Source organism: Cellulomonas cellasea, from assembly GCF_006538745.1.
GTDB lineage: Bacteria > Actinomycetota > Actinomycetes > Actinomycetales > Cellulomonadaceae > Cellulomonas_A > Cellulomonas_A cellasea.
On sequence record NZ_BJLR01000029.1, the window covers coordinates 18,857 to 41,778 of the forward strand.

Sequence of the window (22,922 nt, forward strand, 5' to 3'; positions counted from 1 at the left end):
GCGGTGCTCGCTCACGCCAGGTCGAACGTCGCGACGACCGGCGCGTGGTCCGACTCGGGGTACTTGCGGTCGACCGCGAACGCCGCCGACTCGTCGTGCAGCACCTCGTTGTGGATCTCCGAGCCGCGGTAGTGCTCGAGCAGGTTCCGCGTCACGAGCATGTGGTCGAGCATCTGCCCGCGCCCCTGGTGGTACAGCGTCACGCGCGAGGACTCGGGGACGGTGTTCTCGATCGGGACGAGGACCCGGTGCACGAGCTCGGGGTTGCCGGTGTCCTCGACGTTGCCGCGCACGGCGAGCACCGACACCTCGTCGGGCCCGGCGTTGAAGTCGCCGGCGACCACGACCCGCGCGCCGGGGTCCGCGTCGAGGACCTGGTCGACGAGCCGGCGCGTCTCGAGCGCCTGCGCCATGCGCTTCATGGCCGACAGGAACGACCCCTCGGCCCAGCCGTCCGCGGTGCGCCACGTGAAGCTGTCGACGCGCTGACCCGGGATGTCGGTCGCGAGCTTGGACTTCCAGTGCACGTCCACGACGTGCAGGGCTGTGCCGTCGGGCAGCTGCAGGACGACGTGCAGGATCGGGCGCTCGATCCCGACGACGACGGCGGCCGCGTCGGGCGGCACGGCCGTCAGGCGCCGGTACGTCAGCGGCGCGACGAGGTCGTTGCGCAGCTGCTCGACGGCGAGCACGGGCAGGTGGCTGACCACGACGAGGTTGCGCTCGTCGAACACCTCGCCGCCCTGCGTGCGGGTGCTCGTCATGGTGGCGCCCTCGAGCGCGGTGCCGCGGAGCAGCTCGGTGAGGGCGTGCAGCCCGCGCGGCTGCCTGTCGCGCTCCTGGCCGTTGACCTCCTGGAGGCACAGGACGTCCGCCCGCAGCCGGGCGATCTGCGGGCGCATGAGGAGGACCCGTTCGGCGAGCGACGGGCGCGCGCCGGGCGGCGTCTCGTCGAGGTTCTCGACGTTGAAGGTCGCGATGCGGAGCTCGGCCATGACGCACTCCCGGTCCGGGTCGGCGCACCCGGGTCGCGCTGGCTGGTCGTCGCGTCGCCGTCGCGGCGTCGGCTCCCCCGCCCGTCGGGGTCGCACCACCGGAGGAGAGCCCGCGACCGTCCGGTGATACGCCCAGCCGAGAGCGACCCGGGCATCACCCGTCGGGACGGTCCCCCACGACCTCGCGACGGGTTCCCCGGGGCCTCTCACGTACGTCTCCTACCCCCCGCTAGTGCGGGAGCGCGACCACTCGGTAAGGATGTCGATACCGTTTTACAAAAATCGTTCTCCACCTCTGTACGCCGCGCTCCGCACCGCTTACGGTGAGGGCGCATCCACCCGGAATCAGTCGCAAAGGGGCGATAGATGACGCGTTCACCCGCGCGTTGGACAGCACGAGGGGCGGCTCTGCTCGCCGTGGTCATGGCAGCTGCCGTGGCCCCGGGCGCGGCAGCCGCCTCGACCACCACCGACCTGGCCGCGGCCGCCGACGAGCCCGTCGTCGTCCTCGGTACCGACTTCGAGGACGGCACCTGGGCCCCGTGGACGCAGAGCGGCGCGGCGCCGCTCTCGGTCGTCGACGTCGACGGCGGCAAGGCGCTCCTCGTGAGCGGCCGCGCGGCCGACTACGAGGGCATCCAGTCCCCCACCGGGCTGCTCGAGCCCGGCGCGTCCTACACGTTCTCGATGCGGGCCCGGCTCGCCGAGGGCACCGAGGGCTCGGCGGGCATCCGGTTCGTCGTCAAGCCCGACTACACGTGGGTCGGGAACACGACGATGACCGCCGACGCGTGGACGACCGTGACCGGCTCCTTCACGGCGCCCGCGGCGGCCGACCCGGCGACGCTCCAGGTCTACCTGGGCACCGGCGACCTCGCCGCGCCGTACGACTACCTCGTCGACGACCTCGTCCTGACGGCGGCCGGCGGAGGCGGCGGCGAGCCCGACCCCGACGTGGTCCCGGGCGGCGCGGTCAACCCCGTGCCGACCCCGGTGACGACCGCGCGCGGCACCGGGAACGTCGCCGCGCTGACGTTCGACGACGGCCCCAACCCCGGCGAGACCGACGACCTGCTCGACCTCCTCGCCGAGAACGACCTGACCGCGACGTTCTGCGTCATCGGCCAGAACGTCCAGGCCGAGGGCGGCGCCGCGCTGCTGCGCCGGATCGTCGACGAGGGCCACACGGTCTGCAACCACACGACGACCTACGCCGACATGGGCAGCTGGACGCCCGAGCAGATCCGCGCGGACCTGGCCCGGAACCTCGCGATCATCCGTGAGGCCGCCGGGGACCCCGAGCTCGAGGTCCCGTACTTCCGCGCGCCGAACGGCAGCTGGGGTGCGACCCCGGCCGTCGCCGTCGAGCTCGGCATGCAGCCGCTCGGCCTCGGCAACGTCATCTCCGACTGGGACGGCAACGACCTGTCCGAGGAGACGCTGACCGCGAACCTGCGCGCAGCCGTCACGCCCGGCGCGGTCGTGCTGGTGCACGACGGCGGCGGCGACCGCGCGAACGGCATCGCAGCCGTCCGCACCGTCCTCGGCGAGCGCCTCGCGGAGGGCTGGACGTTCACGCTGCCCACGGGCGGCGCCGCTCCGACCGTCACGTCGCTGAGCAGCGACTTCGAGGACGGCCTCGACGGCTGGGTCCCGCGCGGCGACGCCGACGGCGACCCCACGGTCGAGGTCACCACCACGCAGGCGCACGGCGGCACGCAGGCGGCGCTCGTGACCGGGCGCACGACCCAGGGCGACGGCATCGGCCGCGACGTCACGGGTCTGCTCACGGCGGGCACGACCTACGACATCAGCGCCTGGGTCCGGTTCGGCGAGGGCGCCCCGACCGACGACGTCTGGCTCAGCCTGCAGCGCACGAGCGAGGGCGCGACGACGTACGACACCGTCGCGCAGCTCACGGGCGTGACCTCCGGTGCGTGGCACGAGATCCGGGCGACGTACCAGATGCCCGAGGCCGAGTCCGCGTTCCTCTACCTCGAGACCTCCTACCCCGACGGCTCGGCGGCCGACCTCCTGGTCGACGACGTCGTCATCTCCGCGAAGCAGCCCAGCGAGGTCCAGGACCTCACGCCGCTGCAGGACACGGTCGACTTCCCGGTCGGCGTCGCGATCGACAGCCGCGAGACCACCGGCCCCGCGGCCGAGCTGCTCCTGCGGCACTTCGACCAGATCACGGGCGAGAACCACATGAAGCCCGAGGCCTGGTACACGGACGCGCGCGAGTTCCGCACGCACCCCGAGGCCACGACGCTCATGGAGTTCGCGCAGGAGAACGACGTGCGCGTCTACGGGCACACGCTCGTGTGGCACAGCCAGACCCCGGCGTGGTTCTTCACGCACGAGGACGGCACGCCGCTCACCACGAGCGAAGCCGACAAGCAGGAGCTGCGGATGCGCATGCGGACGCACATCTTCGACGTCGCCGAGGCGCTCAGCACCGGCGGCGGCTACGGCCTCTTCGGCAGCGAGACGAACCCGGTCGTCGCGTTCGACGTGGTCAACGAGGTCGTCTCCGACGGCCGCAGCGAGGAGGACGGGCTGCGCCGCAGCGAGTGGTACCGGGTGCTCGGCGAGGAGTTCATCGACCTCGCGTTCCGGTACGCCGACGAGGCGTTCAACGGCGAGTTCGCGGTCGAGGGCGAGCGTCCCGTGACGCTCACGATCAACGACTACAACACCGAGCAGGTCGGCAAGCAGCAGCGCCTGCACGCGCTCGTCGAGCGGCTGCTCGCCCGGGACGTCCCGGTCGACGCGGTCGGCCACCAGTTCCACGTGAGCCTGGCCATGCCGGTCCAGGCCCTCGAGGACGCGATCGTCGCGTTCGACGACCTGGGCCTGACGCAGGTCGTCTCGGAGCTCGACGTCACGACGGGCACGCCGGTCACGCAGGCGAGCCTCATCGAGCAGGGCTACTACTACCGCGACGCGTTCCGGATCTTCCGCGAGCACGCCGAGGACCTGTTCTCGGTGACGGTGTGGGGCCTGACCGACGGTCGCAGCTGGCGCGTCGACTCGGGCGCCCCGCTGCTGTTCGACGACGCGCTGCAGGCCAAGCCGGCGTACTACGGCGCGGTCGACGGCGAGCTTTCGGCCCGCCAGCGTGCGGCGAACGCGTTCCGTGGGGACGTCGCCGTCGCCGCGGGCGCCACGGGCGCGGTCGAGTGGCGGCAGCTGCCGCTGCAGACGGTCGAGGACGTCGCCGGCTTCTCGGTGCGCTGGGAGGCCGACCACCTGTCGGTCTACGCCCGGGTCACCGACGCCACCGTCGACGCGTCCGACGCGGTCACGTTCGTCGTCGGCGAGGAGTCGTACACCGTCGGGCGCAACGGCGAGGCCGAGGTCGAGGCCGTCGTCGAGGCGGTCGACGGCGGGTACGCGGTCGTCGCGCACCTGCCCCGCACCTCGGCCGAGGGCGACCAGGTGAGCTTCGACGTCCGGGTCACCGACGGCGAGAGCAGCGCGGCGTGGAACCAGCCGGGCGTGCTCGGGACGCTCACGCTCGTCGAGGCCCTGTCCACCACCCAGGTGGTCGAGGCCGCGGGGGCTCCCGTGATCGACGGCCAGGTCGACGCCGCGTGGGCGTCGGCGAACGCCGTCACGACCGACAAGCAGATCGAGGGCGAGGGCGGCGCGACCGCGAACGTGCGGACGCTCTGGCGCGAGAACACCCTCTACGTGCTCGCCGAGGTCACGGACCCGACGCTCGACGCCACGGGCTCCGACCCGTGGGTCCAGGACTCGCTCGAGATCTTCCTCGACGCGGGCAACGTCAAGAACGGCCCCTACCGCTACGACGACACGCAGATCCGCATCAGCTACCTCAACGAGGCGTCGTTCGGGACGGGTGACGAGGCGTTCCAGCAGAACCGCCTCGTGAGCCAGACCAGCACGGTCGCGGGCGGCTACGTCGTCGAGGCGTCGATCAGCCTGCTCGAGGCTGGCGGCGTGGGGACGTTCCACGGCCTGGACTTCCAGGTCAACGACGCGACGGCCGGCGCGCGCACCGCGGTGCGGGCGTGGGCGGACCCGACGGGTCGCGGCTACCAGAGCACGGCCCGCTGGGGCGTCGCCGAGCTCGTCCCCGCGGTCGTCGTCCCCGAGCCCGACCCGAGCGTCACCGCGGACCGGAAGGTCCGGGCCGGCGACCAGCTCGAGGTCACGCTCGAGGGCTACCTCCCGAGCAGCACGGTCGACCTCGTGCTCGAGCGGCGTATCGGGCGCTGGGTCGTCGCACGCGTCGACCTCGGCGACGTCACGGTCGGCGCGGACGGCTCCGCGACGACCGAGGTGCGGGTCCCGCGCGGGGTCCTGCCGGGCAAGTACACGCTGCGCGGCACCTCCGGCGAGGTCACGGCCGACACCACGGTGACGGTCCAGCTCGCCAAGCCGTCCTGGTGGTGGGGGTGGTGGCCGTTCTGAGCACCACCGCTCCCGGGCACCGCACCGCCGACGCCACGCTGACCGTGCGTGGCGCCGGCGGGCGGCCCCTGGCCGACACCGAGGTCGTCGTCGAGCAGACGCGTCACGCGTTCTCGTTCGGCAACATCGGCTTCGACTTCATCGGGCTCGCGAACGACGAGACGGAGGCGCTCCCGGACAGCCCGTTCGGGGGCGCCCCGCCCGCGAGCGCCGCACGGCTCGCGGACCTGTTCCTCGACGTGTTCAACACGGTGACCCTGCCGTTCTACTGGGGCGGCTTCGAGCCGCGCCGGGGCGAGCCGGACACGGCGCGGCTGCTGCGCACCGCGCAGTGGTTCGCCGAGCGCGGGGTCACGGTCAAGGGCCACCCGCTGGTCTGGCACACGGTCACCGCCGACTGGCTGCGCGAGCTCTCGACCGACGAGGTCGAGGCCGCGCAGCGGGCCCGGATCCGGCGCGAGGTCACCGACTTCGCGGGGGTCGTGGACGTGTGGGACGCGATCAACGAGGTCGTGATCATGCCCGTCTTCGACAACGAGGAGCACCGCAACGGCATCACGCGGCTCTGCTACGAGCGGGGGCGCATCGCGACGATCCGGATGGCGTTCGAGGAGGCGCGCGTGGCCAACCCCCGCGCGACGCTGCTGCTCAACGACTTCGACCTGTCGACGGCGTACGAGTGCCTCATCGAGGGCGTGCTCGAGGCCGGCATCCGGATCGACGCGATCGGGCTGCAGAGCCACATGCACCAGGGCTACTGGGGCGAGGAGAAGACGCTGCGCATCCTCGACCGCTTCGCGCGGTACGGGCTGCCGCTGCACCTGACCGAGAGCACGCTGCTCTCGGGCGACCTCATGCCGGCGCACATCAAGGACCTGAACGACTACCAGGTCCCGTCGTGGCCCTCGACGCCGGAGGGCGAGGAGCGGCAGGCAGAGGAGATCGTGCGGCACTACCGCACGCTCGTCGGGCACCCCGCGGTGCAGGCCGTGAACTACTGGGGGATCTCCGACGAGGGCGCCTGGCTCGGTGCACCCGTCGGGCTCGTGCGCACGGACGGCACCCCCAAGCCGTCGTACGACGCGCTGCGCGGGCTGGTCCGGGGCGAGTGGTGGCACGGGCCGACGACGCTGCGCACCGACGCGTCGGGCCGGGTCGCCGTCCGCGGGTTCCTCGGCGACTACCGGGTCTCGTCCGGCGACGCGGCGGCGTCGTTCGCGCTCACGACCCCCGGCACCGTGGAGGCCGAGGTGTCGCTCCCCCGCTGACGCCCCGCGACGGCCCGTCGCCGCGCCGCCCACCCGGCTCATGACCCGGGGGCGGCGTGGCGGCGGGCCGTCGCGGTGGCCCGGCCCGCGTCAGAGCGGGATGTCGACGAACGGGGGGAGTCGACCCTCGCCGCGCGTCCGGTCGGCCTTCGACAGGAGCGACGACCAGGCCGCGCGCACCGGGACGCCCTTCGTGGCGGCGCGCCGTGCGACGTGGCCGGCGAGCAGCGCGGCCGAGAACGACGTGCCGCCCCAGCGCCCCTGGCCACCGAACGGCTTCTCCGTCGTCGTCCCGTCGTCGAGCTCGACCGTGCCGGTCAGGTAGGTGCTCAGCAGGTTCTCCCCCGGCACCACGACGTCGATCCACGGCGCGTCCGGCGGCGTGAACGGCGCGAGCGTCGCCGAGCGGGACCTCTTCTTCGTCGCGGCGACCCGTGCCGAGCCGACCGCGACGACGTCGTCGAGCGCGGCGGGCCACGCCGGCTCGCGCGCGTCCACGCGCAGCTCCCCGTCGGGTCGCTCGCCGGCGAGCTGCTGGGCCACGAGCGGGTCCGCGTGGTTGCCCGAGCAGGCCACGACGAGGACCTCGGGCGGGAGGCGGTCGACCGCGGCGGCGAGCGCGAGCGGCGGGCGGGAGTCCGAGGTGTAGCAGACGAGCGAGAGGTTGAGCACGTCGATCCCGCTGCGTCCGAGCGCGACGATCCCGCGCGCGACGTCCCACGACGACGCCGCACCGCGGTCGTCGAGCACCCGTCGCACACGCACGGTCGCGCCCGGCGCGCGCTGCAGCACGAGCCCGGTCACGAACGTCGCGTGCCCGGCGGCGACCGGGAGCGGCCCGTCGCCCGGCACGAGCCGGTCGGACTCGTCCGCGAGGTAGCGGCCCGCGAGCGCCGGGTGCGCGAGCACCGCGGTGTCGAGCACGCCGACCGTGATCCCCGCACCGCCGCTGCCGTCGAGCCGCACGACGTCGTCCGTCCGGACCGGGGGCGGCCCGCCGCCGTGCGAGACGGTCCCGCCGCCGTTGGTCACGAGCCCGAGGAACCGGTTCTTGCCCATCGTCGGGAACCAGCCGGAGTACCGGTCGGCCAGGGAGGTCCGCAGCAGCGTGAGGAGCTCGTCGGCGTCGTCCGGCTCGAGCCCGCCGTCGGCGGCCCGGCGCGCGGGTCGGACGTACGTCTCCCGGAGACCGGGTGGAGTCCCGTCGTCCGGCACGGCCGCCCCCGCGCCCGGCGCCGGTCGCTGCGCCCGCTCGCGCCGCCACCCGTCGAGCAGCGCCTCGAGGTGCTCGCGCGGGTAGGCGATCCGGCTCAGGCCCAGGTCGGCGTCGCTCTCGTGCGTGTAGCCGGCGGCTCCCCAGCGGTCGAGCGTCGCCCGGACGAGCCCGTCGTGCTCGCCGGCGACGAGCAGGTCCACGGTCGCGGACGGCGTCGCGGTGGGGCGCCTCGGGGTCTGCTCGGACATGTGCGCCTCCGTACCCGGCGGGATCCGCCCAGTCTCGCAGCGGCCCCCTCCGCCCGGAAGGGACGAGGTCTGCCCGTTGACGAAGCGGTCCGCGCGCGCGACCGTCGGAGCAGGACGTGCGCACGGCCGGGACGAGGCGAGTGACGTGACGGAGCTCAGGGTCGACGCCGACGAGGCGCTGCGGCTGGCGGGGGTCGACCCCGCGGCCGCGGTCCTGCTCGCGGGCGACGTCGCCCCGGCGGCCCGTGCGGCGCGTGCGTGGGCGGCCGCGTGCGTCGCGGAGCGGGCGCTCGGCGTCGCCGCGATGCAGCAGTCCCGGCTCGACGACGCGCTCGCGCACCTGCGGGCGGCGGTCCGGGCCGGGCGCCGCGCGGCCGACGCCCGACTGACCGGCGAGGCCCGGATGAGCCTCGCGTCCGCGCTCATGCTCCGTGGCCGGCCCCGGCAGTCCGCGCAGGAGATCGGCCGCGCGCTCGCCGACCTCGACGGCGTCGCAGCGGCCCGTGCACTGACGCAGCGCGCCGCGATCTCCCAGGAGCTCGGCCGCCTCGACGACGCGTTCGACGACCTGCGCCGCGCCCTGCCGGTGCTGCGGCGAGCGGGTGATGTCCAGTGGGCGACGCGCGCGCTGTCCAACCGCGGGCTGCTGCACACGGCCCGGCGCGAGTTCGCCGCGGCCGAGGCCGACCTCGTCGCCGCGGGCCGGCTGTGCACCGAGCACGGGCTGCGGCTGCCCGGCGCGATCGTGGCGCACAACCTCGGGTGGGTGCACGCGCAGCGCGGTGACGTCCCCGCCGCCCTGCGGCACCTGGCGTCCGCCGAGGCCGCGTTCACGGGCCTGGGGCTGGCGTCGGGGTCGATCCTCACCGACCGTGCCGAGCTGCTGCTCTCGGTGCGCCTCGTCGACGAGGCACGCGCGACCGCGGAGGCGGCCGTCGCGGCCGACGAGCGGGACGGGCGGCGCAACCACCTGCCCGAGGCCCGGCTCCTGCTCTCGACGATCGCGCTCGTCCAGGGCGACGCGGAGCAGGCCCGGGCGGCGGCCGAGACGGCGATGCACGACTTCGGTCGGATGGGCCGCACCGAGTGGACGACCCTCGCGCGGTACGCGCGCGTCCAGGCGCTCGTCGAGGCGGACCGGGCCGTGACCCCGGCGCAGGTCCGGCGCGTCGCCGAGGCGCTCGCGCAGTCGGGCTGGGCCGTCCCGGCCCTCGAGGCCCGCATCCTCGCCGCCCGGCTCGCCCTGCGCCGGGGGGACGCCGCCGGGGCGCGCCGCGACCTCGCGGAGGCCGGCCGGGCGCGGCGCGCAGGACCCGCGGACGCGCGCGCCCGTGCGTGGCTCGCCGAGGCGATGCTCCGGGAGCAGACCGGCAACCGCCACGGCGCCGTGGCGGCCCTGCGCGCCGGGCTGCGGGTCGTCGAGGACCACCGCGCGACGCTCGGCGCGACCGAGCTGCGCGCGCACGTCACGGTGCACCGCGGCGCGATCGCCCGGATGGGCCTGCGCCTCGCGCTCGAGGACCGCGACGCGCGGCACGTGCTGTGGTGGGCCGAGTGCAACCGCGCGACCGCGACGCTGCTGCGCCGTGCGCACCCGCCCGAGGACGCGGCGCTCGCGGACCTGCTCGCCCGGCTGCGCGCCACGATGACCGCGATCGAGGAACGGCGGACCGCGGGGGTCACGGCGTCCGCCGCGGTCGCGCAGCAGGTCGGGCTCGAGCGCACGATCCGCGACCGCTGCCGCGAGCTGCCCGGACGCGACGGCGACGTGCCGGTGCGCCCACGACCGGTCCCCGAGCTGCAGCACGCGCTGCGCGGTGCGGCCCTCGTGGAGTACGTCGAGCACGACGGCCGGCTGCTCGCGGTGACCGTGACCGCGGGGCACGTCCGGCTGCACGCGCTCGCGACGGTCGAGGAGGTCCGCGCGCAGGTCGAGCTCGTGGGCTTCGCGCTGCGCCGGCTCGCCGCGGGGACCGCACGCCCGGCGAGCCTCGCGGCGGCGGAGACGGTGCTCGCCCGTGCCGGGGACCGGCTCGACGCGCTGCTCGCGCTCCCGCTGCGCGGCGCGCTCGGCGACCGGCCGCTCGTGGTCGTCCCGGTCGGCGTCCTGCAGCAGGTGCCGTGGTCGGTGCTCCCCTCGTGCCGCGGCCGCGCCGTGAGCGTGAGCCCCTCGGCGACGCTGTGGCACGCGGCCGCCGGTCGGAGCGCGCCCGGGGACGGGCGGGTCGTCGTGGTCGCCGGCCCCGGACTGCCGGGGGCGCGGGCCGAGGCGGACGCGGTGGCCGCCGAGTACCCGGGCGCACGTGTGCTCGTCGGGCCCGACGCCGCCGCAGGACCCGTCGCGGCGGCGATCGACGGGGCGGCGCTCGTGCACCTCGCGGCCCACGGGCGGCTGCGCTCGGACAACCCGATGTTCTCCGCGCTGACCCTCGCGGACGGCCCGTTCACGGTGCACGACCTCGAGCGCGTCCCGCGCGCGCCGCACCACGTCGTGCTGGCCGCGTGCGACACCGCCCGGTCCGAGGTCGTCGGCGGCGGAGAGATCCTGGGGTTCACCGCGGCCCTGCTCGCGGGCGGGACGGCGACGCTCGTCGCGCCCGTCGTCCCCGTCGCGGACGCCCAGACGGTCACGCTCGTCGTGGCGTACCACCGCGAGCTCGGCCGCGGCCGTACGCCCGCGGAGGCGCTCGCGCACGCCCAGCTCGCGCTCGCCGGCTCGGACGAGCAGTCCCGGGCGGCCGCGGCGGGATTCGTGGTGCTCGGGCACGGCGACCGGCCCGGCTCCGGACCCACCGGGCCGCCGCGCGTCCCGGGGGTGGACGTGACGCTGCCGAGGCACGCCGACCTCGCGGCAGCCACGCCCGTCGCCGCCGGGCTGCCCGGGTGAGCAGCACGGCTGCCCCGACGGGCAGCACGCCGCGTCCGGTGTATCAGCGCCGCCGGTCGACGCTCCCCCGGGTGGTGCACCTGCACCAGGGGCGCGCCGAGCGCACCGCGGTGGGACGCTGGGACCGGGGCTCCGGCACCGGCGACGCGCCACGGGCCCCGCGGACGAGCGGACGGGGACGACGATGACGCAGCCACGATGGACCGACGACGACGAGCTGCTCGCGGACCTGCGCGCCGCGCTGGGCCGCGCCACGCCGGCGAGCGCGCGCGAGCTCGAGGGGGCACGGGCCGCGTTCACGTGGCGGACCGTCGACGCCGAGCTCGCGACCCTGAGCTACGACTCGCTGCTCGACGACCGCGTCCTGGTCCGCGGAGCGGCCACGGCGCCGCGCAGCCTCGTGTTCGACGCCCCCGACCTCACGGTCGAGCTCGAGGTCACCGGCGAGCGCCTCGTCGGCCAGCTCGTGCCCCCGGGCCCGGGCGACGTCGTGCTGCAGACCGCCGACGGCCGGGAGTCGCCCGTGCCGGCGGACGACGCCGGCTGCTTCTCCGTCGCCGCGCCGCCCGGCACCCGCATCCGGCTGCGCTGCACCACGCCGTCCGCGACCGTCGTGACCGACTGGGTGCGGACCTAGACGTCCGCCGCCGCGGCGATCCACGCGGCGACGGCCGGGTTCTCCCGGATGCGCTGCAGGGCTCGCGCGCGCGTCGGCCCGATGCTCCCGATCGGGATCCCGAGCCGTGCGCTGACCTCGGCGTAGCTCGGCGGCGGGTCCTGCACGAGGACCAGGAGCAGCTCGCGGTGCTGCTCGGACAGCTCCGCGAACGCCCGCAGGAGGAGCTCGTGGCGGCCGGCCTGGTCGAGGTCCTCGACGACCTCCTCGTCGAGCCGCGCGGTCGCGGGCGGCTCGTGGTCGATCCCGGGGCCGAGCGGGTCGACCGGCTGCGTGCGCCGGCGTGCGCGCAGCAGGCGCAGGCACTCGTTGCGTGCCGTGGCGACGATCCAGCCCGGCAGGGCGGCGGGCTCGCGCAGGTCGTCGAGGTGCTCCACGAGCCGCAGCCAGAGCGTCTGCACGACGTCCTCGACGTCCGAGCCCTGCAGCCGGTAGCGCCGCACGATGCCGTGCACGAGCGGCGTGAACCGCACGACGAGCTCGTCCCAGGCCGTCTGCTGCCCTCCGCGCGCCGCGAGGACGAGCTCCGCGACGGAGACGTCGTCCGCCATGGGCTGCCTCCCGGTCGCCGGCGAGGACGGTACCGGCACCGCGTCGGGCCGGGTCCTCCCGAGGCTACGCCGGTGCGCCGCCGGGGTGCGCCCCGGGTCAGGCGGTGCGCCGCCAGGGTGCGCCCCGGGGTCGGGCGGTGCACCGCCCCGGCGCGCGTCCCCTTCGGGCGGTGCGCCACCCCGGCCTGGTCCGATCGGGCGGTGCTCGTCCCGGCGCGTCCGCGTCAGGCGGTGCGCAGCGTGAGCCGCTCCCCCGCGAGCGCCTTGGTGAACGGGCACAGCGCGGCGGCCTGCTCGAGGACGCGGTCCGCGGTCTCGGCGGGCAGGCCCGTGACCTCGAGCACGAACGACGACGTGTACCCGGAGCCGTCGCCCGACTCCAGGGTGACCGTCGCCTCGACGTGGGCGTCGACGGCGGACGCGCCCTGCGAGCTCGCCGCGACCTGGAGCGCCTGGTGCAGGCAGCCCGCGAGCGCCGCCGCCATGAGGTGCTCGGGCGACGTCGCGCCGTCCGACCCGTCGGCGTCCCCCGCGACGGCGAGGCCGACGTCGAGGCTGCCGTCCGGCGTGCTGACCCGGCTCGCGGATGCGGTGGCGCGTGCCTCGTGGACCTGCTGCGTCATGGTGGTCTCGCTCTCGTCGTCGCGGGGCATGCGGTGTGCCTCTACTGTCACCAGCGCGGGGCCGCCGCGCATCTCGGCGGTGCACCGCCCGAGCACGGGCGGGCGCACCGTCCGGCTCGGCCGGCGCACCGTCCGGCGCGGGCGAGCACAGCGGGGGGTCAGGCGAGCGAGAGCGCGAACGACAGCACGAACCCGCCGGTCGTGCTGAGGGCGACGAGCGGGCCACCGCGCTCGTACGCCTCGGGCATGAGCGTGTCGGCGAGCGAGGCGAGCACCGCCCCCGCGGCGAACGCGAGCGGCAGCGAGATCGTCTCGGGCGACGTCTGCGAGAGCGGGCCGGCGCCGAGCACGACGGCGAGCGTCAGCAGCACCGCGCACAGGACCCACAGCCCGACGACGTACCGGTGCGAGCGGCCCTGCGCGCGCATCGACGCGGCGCCGACGAGCGCCTCGGGGAAGTTCGACACGAAGATCGCCGCGAGCAGCGCGAGGCCGCCCGTGCCCTCGCCGAGCGAGACGCCGAGCGCGAGGTTCTCGGGGACGCCGTCGAGCGTGACCGCGGCGAGCAGCGCGAGCCCGGCGGCGCCCTGCTTCGAGGCCGACGACGCGGGCCGGTCGGACGCGGCGGCGTCCACGTCGAGCTTGTCGCTCGCCTCGTCGCCCTCCTGCGTCCGCGACCCGGCGCGCGCGGCCTTGTCGAGCTGCGCGCTGAGCACCGTGAACACGACCGCCCCGAGGACGAGGCCGGCGACGGCGCGCCACAGGCCGCCGCGCTCGTAGGACTCCTCGAAGAGCTCGAACGCGAGCGCCGTGATGAGCGCCCCCGCGGCGAACGCGAGCATCCCCGCGAGCACGCGCTTCGGGACGGTGACCCAGCCGCCGACGAGCGCGCCGATCACGAGCGCGCTCGAGGCGATGGCCCCGAACACCAGCGACTCGCCCATGCCCCCACTGAAGCGCATGCCGGTGCGCGACGCCACGGCAGGGACGGGCGCCCGGAGTGGTCAGGTGCGGGGCGTCCCGGGCTCCGCAGCACCGGGGATCACGCACACCCCGTCGACGCACGTGCCGGCGTCCTCGTCGCCGAGCGGCACGAGCGCGAGCCCGGCGAGGACGGGCTCCGAGGCCGGCGTGGGCGTCCCGCCGCTCACCGGGCGACCGCCCGCTCGTCGCGCACCCGCTCGAGCGCGGACAGGAACACGTCGGGGGCCTGCGCCCCCGAGACGGCGTAGCGGCCGTCGACGACGAAGAACGGCACCCCGCGGATGCCGATCTCCTGCGCGGCGGCGATGTCCTGCTGGACCGCGTCGGCGTACCGGCCCGAGTCGAGCGCCGCGCGGGTCTCGTCGGCGTCGAGCCCGACCTCGGCCGCGAGCGCCACGAGCTCGTCGACGCGCCCGACGTGCCGGCCCTCCTCGAAGTACGCCCGGAACAGCCGCTCGACGAGCGCGCCCTGCAGGTTGTGCGCCCGCGCGTGGTGGACCGCCTGGTGCGCGAGCAGCGTCTTGGTGTGCCGGAGCGCGTCGAAGTCGTACGCGAGCCCCTCGCCCGCGGCGAGCGCGGTCATCTGCGCGAGCATCTGCTCGACCTGCGCGGCGGGCAGCCCCTTGTGACCGGCGAGGAAGTCGACCTCCGTGCCCTCGAAGTCGACGGGCGTGTCGGGGGCGAGCTCGAAGGCGTGGTACTCGACCTCGACCTCGCCGTCGAACTGCTCGATCGCCCGCTCGAGGCGCCGCTTGCCGATGTAGCACCACGGGCAGGCGATGTCGGACCAGACGTGGACGGTCACAGGAGTGCTCACGACCGTCGTCAACACCGGGTGCGCGCCGCTATTCCCGCCCGCCCGGGACCCCAGCGGCGACCCCGCGGCGCGGACGCCGACGTGGCACGCCCGGCGCCGGCCGTCAGGCCCGTGCCGCCGGGACGTCGTCGGGCAGCACGCCGAGCGTCTGCGGCGAGGGGGACGCCGCGCGCGCCGACACCGAGGTGAGCCGGTGCCGGTGGTGGCGCCGGCACAGCACCTCGTACCCGACCGTGTCGGCGTCCGCCTCGACGTCGCCGACGACGACCTGCTCGCCCTCGACGACCATGACCCCGTCGACCGTCCGGGCGTTGTGGGTCGCGCGCGCGCCGCACCAGCACAGCGCGCGCACCTGGAGCACCTCGATGCGGTCCGCGAGCTCGACGAGCCGCGCGGAGCCCGGGAACAGGCGCGTGCGGAAGTCGGTCGTGATGCCGAACGCGAAGACGTCGACGTCGAGCTCGTCGACGACCGCCGCGAGCTGGTCGACCTGCGCGGCCGTGTAGAACTGGGCCTCGTCGCAGATCAGGTAGTCCACGGCACGCCCGTGGGTGCGCCGCGCGACGACCTCGGCCCAGAAGTCGGTCGTGTCGCCGACCTCGTGCGCGTCGACGCTGAGCCCGAGCCGCGACGACAGCCGTGCGGCGCCGGCCCGGTCGTTGCGGGTGAACAGGACCCCGTCGCGTCCGCGCGCGTCGTGGTTGTGGTGCATCTGCAGCGCGAGGGTCGACTTGCCGCAGTCCATCGTCCCCGAGAAGAACGCGAGCTCAGCCACGGACCGCCCCGCTCACGCGTGCACCGCGAGGAACGGCACGACGACCTCGTGCGGCGTGAGCGAGCCGTGCACCCCGACGAGCTCGAGCGAGCCGGGGCTCTGGGTGCGCGAGTCGACGACCGTCGCACGGCCGGCCATCGCGACGACGACGTCGCCGATGAGCGGGCGCACATGCGCCGCGACGTCCCCGAACCACCCGGCCGCGATCGCGTCGGCCCCGGTCACGACGACCGCCGCGGGCCCGAGGGTCTCGCGCCAGCGCGCCGCGACCCCGCGGGCGCGCACCGCGACCTCGTCCGGCCCGACGTCCTCGCCCGGCTGCGTGACGTGCAGGTGCAGCGCGCGCGGCTCCCCCGCGACGACCACGACGCCGTCCGCGAGCGCGGGCGTCGCGGCGACGTCCCAGCGCCGGGCCGGGTCGACGTCGACCATGCCGTGGTCCGCCGTCACGTACAGCGACGTGCCGCGCGGCAGGGACCGGGCGAGGCGCGCGAGCTCGCTGTCGACCGCGCTCAGCTCGTCACCCCACTGGCTCGACCCCCAGCCGTGGTGGTGCCCGGCCTTGTCCAGGTCGCCCCAGTAGAGGTAGACGAGCGACGTGCCCGCGAGCTCGGACGCCGCGGCGTCGACCCGGTCCGGGAGCGACTCGGCGCCGACGTAGCGCGCGCCGCGCAGCGCGGCCTCGGTGAGCCCCGAGCCGGCGAACCGCGCGGGCCCGACGCTCGTCACGGGGATGCCGGCGTCCCCGAGCTGCTCGAAGACCGTGGGCTCGCGCTGCCACGCGTGCGGGTCGACCCCGTCGTTCCAGGACACCATGTTCGCGAGCGCCCCCGTCGCCGGAACACGCACGCTGTAACCGACGAGCCCGTGGCGCCCGGGCGGGGTCCCCGTCCCGAACGACGCGATGGACGCCGCCGTGGTCGACGGGAAGCCCGACCGCAGCGCGGGCGAGCCCTGCAGGAGCGAGCGCAGGAACGGCGCGTGGCCCGCGCGCTCGCTCAGGTTGTTCCGGCCGAGCCCGTCGACCAGCACGACGCACGCGCGCCGGGCACCGGGCAGCCCGAGCCGGCCGCGCGCGTCGGCGGAACCGCGCACACCGCGGGCCCCGATCGCCGCGGCGACCGCCGGGAGCACCGCACCGAGGTGACGGCCCGGGAACGCCGGCGCGAGCAGCCCCGCGGTCGACAGCGCCGCACCGACCTCGGCGGCGGGGTCGACCCGCGCGTCCGGCGCGGGCGCGTCAGCGGGCGTCGCGCCCGTCAGGGGCGACGAGGAGGGCTCGGTCATCGCGGGCGGGACGTCGCGGCGGACAGCGCGCGGGCGAACGTCGAGGCGGCCCGGACGGCGCCCGCACCCTCGGCGACCGCCGAGACGCGCACGACGACGTCGTCGGGCGTGAGCGTGCCGGTGAGCCCGTGGTCGGCCTCGCAGCCGGCGTCCCCGCACGTCGCGGGCTCGAGGTCGACGCGCGAGACGGCCCCCCACCCGATCGCGAGCGTGAGCTCGGAGGCCGCGTCGCCCGTGCGGTGCTTCTCGGGCTTCGCGACGACGTGCGTGAGGGCGACCGAGCGCAGCTCGGCGAGCGGGACCGACTCGGTCGTCGCGGACGCGCTCGCCGACGGGTTCTCGCTGTCCGCGGGGTGGTCGTCGACGTGCGCGACGACGAGCCGCGACGGCGTCAGCACGAGCACCGTGACGTGCCGGCGCACCTCGGCGTCGTCGAACGTCGTCTCGGGATGGACCAGGTGCGCCACGACCGGCTCGTCGGCGAGCGCGACGTCGAGCACGTCGGCGACGAGGTCCGGGTAGTACCCGGCCCGGTGGAGGTCGTGGCGGAGTTCGGTGAACGCAGCGGGCACGGGTCCATCCTCCCACCCCGCGCGGCCCCGCCGGCCCGTCGTCACGTCGGGAGCGCGCGCCGGGAGCCGTCGGCACGGTCGGCGGTCCCGAGCTGGGCGCGTGCGCCGAGCACGGTGGCGCCGTGCTCGGAGACCACGACCGGGTTGAGCTCGAGGCTGCGCAGCTCGGGCAGGTCGTCCGCGAGCACCGACAGCCGCGCGATGACGTCCTCGAGCGCGTCGACGTCGAGCCGCGGGAGCCCGCGATACCCGAACAGGCGGGGTGCGGCACGCGCGGCCCGCACGAGCTCGGCGACGTCGACGTCGGTGAGCGGGGGCACGGCGTAGCTGATGTCCCCGAGCAGGTCCGACGCGTCGCCCGAGAGGCCGAAGCTGAGCACCGGCCCAAACAGCGGGTCCTCGACGGACCGGACGACGCACGCGGCACCGAGCGGGGCCATGCGCTGGACCTCGAGCGGCGCGCGCCCGGGCTCGAGCGGGTGGCCCTGCGCGAGCGCGAGCACCTGCTCGACGTCGGCGCGCAGCTCCGCCTCGTCGTGCACGTCGAGCCGCACCCCACCGAGGTCCGCGCGGTGGCGCAGCGCCGGGACGGTCGTCTTGAGCGCGACGGGCCAGCCGATGCGGTGCGCGGCCTCGACGGCCTCGTCGGGCGTCGCGACCGGGACCGACTCGAGCACCGCGACCCCGGCGCAGGCCAGGAGCTCGGCGGTCTCGGCGGGGCTCAGGTCGACCACGTCCCCCGGCGTCACGCCCGCGAGCCGCGCGGCGACCAGCCGGCGCGCCGCCCGGGTGTCGACGCCGGCGGGCTGCACCGCGGTGCCGCGGTCCGCCGAGCGCCACGCCGAGTAGCGCTCCGCCTGCCCGAGCGCGAGGACCGCGTCCTCCGGGGTCGTGTACGCCGGGATGGTCCAGCGCCGCCCGTCGTCGTCCTCGGCGGTCAGGTCGTCGGTCGCGCCGTGCAGCCCGAGCATGCACGCGACGGTCGTGCGCCCCGAGCCGGCCGCGACGGCGGCGAGAGCGCGCGAGACCCGCACCTGCGAGTGCCCGACGGTCGGGACGTGCACCGCGACGACGACGTCGACGGCCGGGTCCTCGTAGAGGCTCGCGAGCGTCGAGGCGAGCGCCTCGTCCTCGGCGTCCTCCCGGACGATCGCGGCCTGCCCCCCGACGACGAGCCCGACCGCGGCGGCGGCCTCGGCGACGAGCGCGGCCATGGGCGCCGAGCTCGCCACGATCGCGACGCGCCGGCCCGTGGGCAGCGGCTGGAGCGCGAGCACCTGGGCGACCTCGAGCATCTGGTGGGTGTTCTCGACCCGGATCACGCCCGACTGGCGCATGACCTCCTCGAGCGTGCGCCGCGGGGCCCGGGTGGCGCGCACCGCGTGCCCGGGCGGCACGACCTGCCCCGAGCGGCCCGCGGTCACGACGACGACCGGCTTAACCGCCGCGAGCCGCCGGGCGACGCGCGAGAACTTGCGCGGGTTGCCGATCGACTCGAGGTAGAGCCCGACGACCTCGGTCGCGTCGTCGTCGCGCCAGAACTGCATGAGGTCGTTGCCCGAGACGTCCGCCCGGTGGCCCGCGGAGACGAAGTGCGAGAGGCCGAGGCGGCGCCGGCGCACCGAGCCGAGCAGCGCGACCGCCATGGGCGCCGACTGGCAGAACAGCCCGATCGTGCCGGGCGGCGGCGGGTCGGCGGCCAGGGACGCGTTGAGCACCCGGCCCCCGGTCGAGGACAGCACGCCGTACGAGCTGGGCCCGACGACGCGCATGCCCGCCGCGTGCGCGGTGCGCAGCAGGGCCCGCTGCAGCGCGAGCCCCTCGGGGCCGGTCTCCGCGAACCCGTCCGAGAGGATGACGACGCCGCGGACCTGGAGCCGCGCGAGCGCCCGGACGGCGGCCACGGCCTCGGCCGCGGGCACCGCGACGACCGCGAGCTCGACCGGTCCGGGCACGGACGCGACGTCGGGCCAGTGCTGCGTCGCGACGCCCGGCGCGCGCCCCGGGCCGCCCGGGAGGTCCAGGTGGTCCGGGTCGTCCGGCGGCAGCGCGACGACGTGCAGCCCGAGGTCACCGTCCGCGCCGGCCTCGAGGTCCGCCACGACGCGCCGCGCGAGCAGGTCGTCCATCGAGCCGCGCGCGACGTCCGGGGAGCCCACGACGACGACCGAGCGCGCCGAGAGCAGGCCCTGCACGCTGCGGGCCTCGGCGCGGTGCTCGCGGTCGGCCATCACGGCGAGCGAGCGCCCGGTCGGGTCGATGTCGAACTCGACGGTCACGACGCCGTCCTCGAGCGACTGCCGGACCGCGTACCCGGCCTCGCGGAAGACCGCGATCATGCGGCCGTTCTGCGGCAGCACCTCGGCGGTGAACCGCCGGACCCCGCGCTCCCGGGCGGCCGCGGCGAGGTGCTCGAGCAGCACCGACCCGAGCCCGCGCCCGTGGTGGGCGTCCGCGATGTTGAACGCGACCTCGGCGGCGTCGGGAGCGATGCGGTCGTACCGCGCGACGCCGATGATCTCGTCGTCCGCGGTGACCGCGACGAGCGCGACGCGGTCGGCGTGGTCGACGACGGTGAACCGGGCGAGGTCGCGGTCCGAGAGCCGGTCGAGGTTGGCGAAGAACCGCAGGTAGGTCGACCGCTCGGACTGCGCGACGTGGAACGCCTGCAGCGCCTCGGCGTCGCTCGGCCGGATCGGCCGCACGTGCGTCGTCGACCCGTCCCGCAGGACGACGTCCGCCTCCCAGCCGGCCGGGTACGCCGGCGCCGGCACGGGGGACGTCGCGGCCGCGTCGCCGCCGGTCACCTCAGCCATGGCGTCCAGGCTAGTGCGCGGGCGCCGCGGACCGCGGGTGGACCTCCGCCGCACGCCCGGACCCGGCCCGTCGCCCGCCGCGCGGCGGGTGTCCGACCCGCGTGGCATGGTTCGTGCACGCCGCCCGACGCGCGACAATGGCGGCGCCGCGTGCGCACGTGCGCCGCCGGCCGGCACGCCGCACGACCCCGCTGGACCCGCACGCCCGCGCACGACCCGCCCGTCCGCACGTCCCCCCGAGGAGCCGCTCACCCATGGCGCGACGCAACGCGACCCCCGACGTCCCGGCCGAGGACGTCGTCGAGCGGATCGTCGACATCGACGTCGCGACCGAGATGGAGGGCTCGTTCCTCGAGTACGCCTACTCGGTCATCTACTCGCGCGCCCTGCCCGACGCCCGCGACGGCCTCAAGCCCGTGCAGCGCCGGATCCTCTACCAGATGGCGGACATGGGCCTGCGCCCGGACCGCCCGTATGTGAAGTCGGCGCGCGTCGTCGGCGAGGTCATGGGCAAGCTGCACCCGCACGGCGACACCGCGATCTACGACGCGATGGTCCGCATGGCCCAGCCGTTCTCGCTGCGGCTGCCACTCGTCGACGGCCACGGCAACTTCGGCTCGCTCGACGACGGCCCGGCCGCGCCCCGGTACACCGAGGCCCGCCTCGCCCCCGCGGCGGCGGCCATGACGACCGGGCTCGACGAGGACGTCGTCGACTTCGTGCCGAACTACGACAACAAGCTCACGCAGCCCGAGGTCCTCCCGGCCGCCATCCCGAACCTGCTGGTCAACGGTGCGAGCGGCATCGCGGTCGGCATGGCGACGAACATGGCCCCGCACAACCTCGTCGAGGTCGTCGCCGCGGCACGTCACCTGGTGGCGCACCCCGACGCGACGCTCGACGACCTCATGCGCTTCGTCCCTGGCCCCGACCTGCCCTCGGGCGGCAAGATCGTCGGCCTCGACGGCGTGCGTGACGCGTACCGCACGGGCCGCGGGGCGTTCCGCACGCGGGCCACCGCGCGCATCGAGAACGTCACCGCGAAGCGCAAGGGCATCGTCATCACGGAGCTGCCGTACACGGTCGGCCCCGAGAAGGTCATCGAGAAGATCAAGGAGGGCGTGCAGTCCAAGAAGCTCTCCGGGATCTCCAACGCCGTCGACCTCACCGACCGTCAGCACGGCCTGCGGCTCGTCATCGAGGTCAAGACCGGCTTCAACCCCGAGGCGGTGCTCGAGCAGCTCTACCGGTACACCCCGCTCGAGGACTCGTACTCGATCAACAACGTCGCGCTCGTCGAGGGTCAGCCCCGCACGCTCGGGCTGCGCGAGCTGCTCCAGGTGTGGGTCGCGCACCGCATCGACGTCGTGCGCCGGCGGACCACGTTCCGCCTCGCCCGGCGTCGTGAGCGCCTGCACCTCGTCGAGGGCCTGCTCGTCGCGATCCTCGACATCGACGAGGTCATCCAGGTCATCCGCACCTCCGACGACTCGGACACCGCGCGCACCCGGCTGCGCGACGTGTTCGACCTGTCGGAGCCGCAGGCCGAGTACATCCTCGAGCTGCGCCTGCGTCGCCTGACGAAGTTCTCGCGCATCGAGCTCGAGAAGGAGCAGGAGCAGCTCCAGCGCGAGATCGCGGACCTCGAGACGATCCTGGCCGACGAGGAGCGCCTGCGCGGCGTCGTGTCCGAGGAGATGGCCGACGTCGCCGCGACCTACGGGACCCCGCGCCGCACGGTCCTGCTCGAGTCGGCCGGGGGCACGAGCGTGACGGGCGCCGCCGCCGCGTCCCGCTCGGCGACGCCGCTCGAGATCGAGGACTCGCCGTGCTGGGCGCTGCTGTCCGCGACCGGTCTGCTGGCCCGCACCACGGGTCCGGACGCGCCGCTGCGTGCCGAGGCCGGGGTGCGCCGCGCCAAGCACGACGTGCTGCGGGGCGCGGTCGCGACGACGGCCCGCGCCGAGGTGGGTGCCGTGACGTCGCGCGGCCGCGTCGTGCGCGTGTCGGTGCTGCACCTGCCCTCGCTCCCGCCGACCGACGGCGCACCGACGCTCTCGGGCGGTGTCCCGCTCGCGGAGGTCGTCACGCTCGAGGCCGGCGAGCGGGTCGTCGGGCTCACCTCGCTCGCGCCCGACGCGCCGACCCTCGCGCTCGGGACCGCGCAGGGCGTCGTCAAGCGCGTCTCCCCCGGCGACGTCCCGGGCAACAGGGACGCGTGGGAGGTCATCGCCCTCAGGCAGCTCGACGAGGTCGTCGGCTGCGTCGAGGTGACCGACGCCGACGAGCTCGTGCTCGTCGCGTCCGACGCCTCGCTCCTGCACTTCGCGGCGTCGTCCGTGCGTCCGCAGGGCCGCTCGGCGGGCGGCATGGCCGGGATCAAGCTCGCGGCCGGGCAGCGCGTCGTGCACTTCGGTGCGGTGCGACCCGGGGTCGAGGCCGCGGTCGTGACGATCGCCGGCACGTCGACCGCCCTGCCGGGGACGCAGGCCGGCTCGGTCAAGACGACACCGTTCGAGGTCTACCCCGGGAAGGGACGCGCGACGGGCGGGGTCCGCGCGCACCGCTTCCTCAAGGGCGAGGACACGCTGCTGCTCGCGTGGGTCGGCCCCGTGCCGCCGCACGCGACGACGTCCGCGGGCCAGCCGGTCGAGCTGCCCGCGGTCGACACGCGACGCGACGGGTCCGGCGTGCCCCTCGCGGCGCCGGTGCACGCGATCGGCTGATGCTCCGCGGCAGAGCCCGAGGCGGGTCCCGCGGCGTCGCG

At 75.7% G+C, this 22,922-nt stretch carries 16 protein-coding genes; 5 read left to right on the forward strand and 11 right to left on the reverse strand.

Annotated features, from left to right (window positions below):
* Positions 1–11 precede the first annotated feature (11 nt).
* Complete coding sequence (locus CCE01nite_RS15190) at positions 12–995, reverse strand: endonuclease/exonuclease/phosphatase family protein (RefSeq protein ID WP_034634575.1); 984 nt, start codon at positions 993–995, stop codon at positions 12–14.
* A gap of 423 nt (positions 996–1,418) precedes the next feature.
* Between CCE01nite_RS15190 and CCE01nite_RS15195 the strand changes: the two genes are divergently transcribed.
* Together CCE01nite_RS15195 and CCE01nite_RS15200 are read left to right on the forward strand one after the other, a co-directional pair.
* Positions 1,419–5,435 carry an endo-1,4-beta-xylanase gene (locus tag CCE01nite_RS15195; RefSeq protein WP_169744054.1) on the forward strand — a complete coding sequence of 1,339 codons (4,017 nt, stop codon included), beginning with the start codon at positions 1,419–1,421 and terminating at the stop codon, positions 5,433–5,435.
* Positions 5,423–6,703 carry an endo-1,4-beta-xylanase gene (locus CCE01nite_RS15200; RefSeq protein ID WP_034634581.1) on the forward strand — a complete coding sequence of 427 codons (1,281 nt, stop codon included), beginning with the start codon at positions 5,423–5,425 and terminating at the stop codon, positions 6,701–6,703. Before CCE01nite_RS15195 ends, CCE01nite_RS15200 begins: the two co-directional genes overlap by 13 nt.
* A gap of 90 nt (positions 6,704–6,793) precedes the next feature.
* Here CCE01nite_RS15200 and CCE01nite_RS15205 read toward each other — a convergent pair whose 3' ends face one another.
* Positions 6,794–8,167, reverse strand: coding sequence for a S8 family peptidase (locus CCE01nite_RS15205; RefSeq protein WP_034634577.1), 1,374 nt, complete (start codon positions 8,165–8,167; stop codon positions 6,794–6,796).
* Positions 8,168–8,312: 145 nt separating this feature from the next.
* On the opposite strand from CCE01nite_RS15205, the gene CCE01nite_RS15210 reads away from it, so the two are divergent.
* Together CCE01nite_RS15210 and CCE01nite_RS15215 are read left to right on the forward strand one after the other, a co-directional pair.
* Entirely contained in the window at positions 8,313–11,054 is a 2,742-nt protein-coding gene (locus CCE01nite_RS15210; protein ID WP_141372644.1) for a CHAT domain-containing protein, read from the forward strand.
* Between the two features lie 184 nt (positions 11,055–11,238).
* The gene (locus CCE01nite_RS15215) at positions 11,239–11,691 is read left to right on the forward strand and encodes a hypothetical protein (RefSeq protein WP_141372645.1); all 453 of its coding nucleotides are present in this window, start codon (positions 11,239–11,241) and stop codon (positions 11,689–11,691) included.
* Here CCE01nite_RS15215 and CCE01nite_RS15220 read toward each other — a convergent pair.
* The 9 genes from CCE01nite_RS15220 to CCE01nite_RS15255 all read right to left on the reverse strand — a co-directional run bounded on the left by CCE01nite_RS15220 (position 11,688) and on the right by CCE01nite_RS15255 (position 20,155).
* On the reverse strand, positions 11,688–12,281 hold the full coding sequence (locus CCE01nite_RS15220; protein WP_141372646.1) for an RNA polymerase sigma factor: 594 nt from the start codon (positions 12,279–12,281) through the stop codon (positions 11,688–11,690). The genes CCE01nite_RS15215 and CCE01nite_RS15220 overlap by 4 nt on opposite strands.
* 224 nt (positions 12,282–12,505) lie before the next feature.
* A complete protein-coding gene (locus CCE01nite_RS15225; RefSeq protein WP_170223980.1) occupies positions 12,506–12,934 on the reverse strand; it encodes an OsmC family protein in 429 nt (142 codons plus the stop codon).
* Positions 12,935–13,062: 128 nt separating this feature from the next.
* Positions 13,063–13,848 carry a ZIP family metal transporter gene (locus CCE01nite_RS15230; protein WP_141372648.1) on the reverse strand — a complete coding sequence of 262 codons (786 nt, stop codon included), beginning with the start codon at positions 13,846–13,848 and terminating at the stop codon, positions 13,063–13,065.
* A 60-nt stretch (positions 13,849–13,908) separates the two neighbouring features.
* Positions 13,909–14,055, reverse strand: coding sequence for a hypothetical protein (locus CCE01nite_RS21410; protein WP_170223981.1), 147 nt, complete (start codon positions 14,053–14,055; stop codon positions 13,909–13,911).
* On the reverse strand, positions 14,052–14,705 hold the full coding sequence (locus CCE01nite_RS15235) for a DsbA family oxidoreductase (protein WP_141372649.1): 654 nt from the start codon (positions 14,703–14,705) through the stop codon (positions 14,052–14,054). Before CCE01nite_RS15235 ends, CCE01nite_RS21410 begins: the two co-directional genes overlap by 4 nt.
* Positions 14,706–14,808: 103 nt before the next feature.
* A complete protein-coding gene (locus CCE01nite_RS15240; RefSeq protein ID WP_141372650.1) occupies positions 14,809–15,480 on the reverse strand; it encodes a thymidine kinase in 672 nt (223 codons plus the stop codon).
* A 12-nt stretch (positions 15,481–15,492) separates the two neighbouring features.
* Entirely contained in the window at positions 15,493–16,767 is a 1,275-nt protein-coding gene (locus CCE01nite_RS15245) for an alkaline phosphatase family protein (RefSeq protein ID WP_141372651.1), read from the reverse strand.
* Positions 16,764–17,339, reverse strand: coding sequence for a DUF5998 family protein (locus CCE01nite_RS15250; protein ID WP_034633606.1), 576 nt, complete (start codon positions 17,337–17,339; stop codon positions 16,764–16,766). Before CCE01nite_RS15250 ends, CCE01nite_RS15245 begins: the two co-directional genes overlap by 4 nt.
* A gap of 41 nt (positions 17,340–17,380) precedes the next feature.
* A complete protein-coding gene (locus CCE01nite_RS15255; protein WP_034633603.1) occupies positions 17,381–20,155 on the reverse strand; it encodes a bifunctional acetate--CoA ligase family protein/GNAT family N-acetyltransferase in 2,775 nt (924 codons plus the stop codon).
* Between the two features lie 254 nt (positions 20,156–20,409).
* On the opposite strand from CCE01nite_RS15255, the gene CCE01nite_RS15260 reads away from it, so the two are divergent.
* Positions 20,410–22,881, forward strand: coding sequence for a DNA gyrase/topoisomerase IV subunit A (locus CCE01nite_RS15260; RefSeq protein ID WP_034633600.1), 2,472 nt, complete (start codon positions 20,410–20,412; stop codon positions 22,879–22,881).
* Positions 22,882–22,922: the final 41 nt, after the last annotated feature.

What these genes read in the sequence shown, in the direction of transcription:
- CCE01nite_RS15190 (WP_034634575.1), bottom strand. Translation starts at nt 995, where the DNA reads ATGGCCGAGCTCCGCATCGCGACCTTCAACGTCGAGAACCTCGACGAG.
- CCE01nite_RS15195 (WP_169744054.1), top strand. Translation starts at nt 1,419, where the DNA reads ATGGCAGCTGCCGTGGCCCCGGGCGCGGCAGCCGCCTCGACCACCACC.
- CCE01nite_RS15205 (WP_034634577.1), bottom strand. Translation starts at nt 8,167, where the DNA reads ATGTCCGAGCAGACCCCGAGGCGCCCCACCGCGACGCCGTCCGCGACC.
- CCE01nite_RS15215 (WP_141372645.1), top strand. Translation starts at nt 11,239, where the DNA reads ATGACGCAGCCACGATGGACCGACGACGACGAGCTGCTCGCGGACCTG.
- CCE01nite_RS15220 (WP_141372646.1), bottom strand. Translation starts at nt 12,281, where the DNA reads ATGGCGGACGACGTCTCCGTCGCGGAGCTCGTCCTCGCGGCGCGCGGA.
- CCE01nite_RS15225 (WP_170223980.1), bottom strand. Translation starts at nt 12,934, where the DNA reads ATGCCCCGCGACGACGAGAGCGAGACCACCATGACGCAGCAGGTCCAC.
- CCE01nite_RS15230 (WP_141372648.1), bottom strand. Translation starts at nt 13,848, where the DNA reads ATGGGCGAGTCGCTGGTGTTCGGGGCCATCGCCTCGAGCGCGCTCGTG.
- CCE01nite_RS15245 (WP_141372651.1), bottom strand. Translation starts at nt 16,767, where the DNA reads ATGACCGAGCCCTCCTCGTCGCCCCTGACGGGCGCGACGCCCGCTGAC.
- CCE01nite_RS15255 (WP_034633603.1), bottom strand. Translation starts at nt 20,155, where the DNA reads ATGGCTGAGGTGACCGGCGGCGACGCGGCCGCGACGTCCCCCGTGCCG.
- CCE01nite_RS15260 (WP_034633600.1), top strand. Translation starts at nt 20,410, where the DNA reads ATGGCGCGACGCAACGCGACCCCCGACGTCCCGGCCGAGGACGTCGTC.